We start from the raw sequence: 299 nt of genomic DNA, 5'->3' as shown, positions 1-299 counted from the left end.
GCGACAGCACGAAGTAGCCGCCGTTGATCCAGTTGCCGTCGCCCTGCGGTTTTTCCTTGAAGCTCAGGATGCGCTGGCCGTCCATGTCGATCGCGCCGAAGCGTCCCGGCGGCTGCACCGCGGTCATCGTGGCGAGCTTGCCGTGTTCCTTGTGGAAGGCGATCGAGGCGGTGATGTCGATGTCGGCCACGCCGTCGCCGTAGGTGAAGCAGAAGGCTTCGTCGTTTTCGACGTGCTGGCGCACGCGCTTGAGGCGGCCGCCGGTGAGGGTGTCGGCGCCGGTGTCGACCAGCGTGACC

General features: G+C 66.6%; 1 protein-coding gene. It reads right to left on the bottom strand.

The genetic code is table 11. From position 1 onward, the window contains the following. Nucleotides 1–299, bottom strand: a 299-nt coding sequence (locus tag KVP70_RS33610) for a sugar phosphate nucleotidyltransferase (protein WP_255575887.1), incomplete at both ends; no start/stop codon positions are given.

It is taken from the genome of Duganella violaceipulchra (assembly GCF_019166075.1).
Classification (GTDB): Bacteria; Pseudomonadota; Gammaproteobacteria; order Burkholderiales; family Burkholderiaceae_D; genus Rugamonas; species Rugamonas violaceipulchra.
The sequence above is the reverse complement of the archived record's forward strand: the minus strand, read 5'-3'. Positions and strand labels throughout refer to the sequence as shown.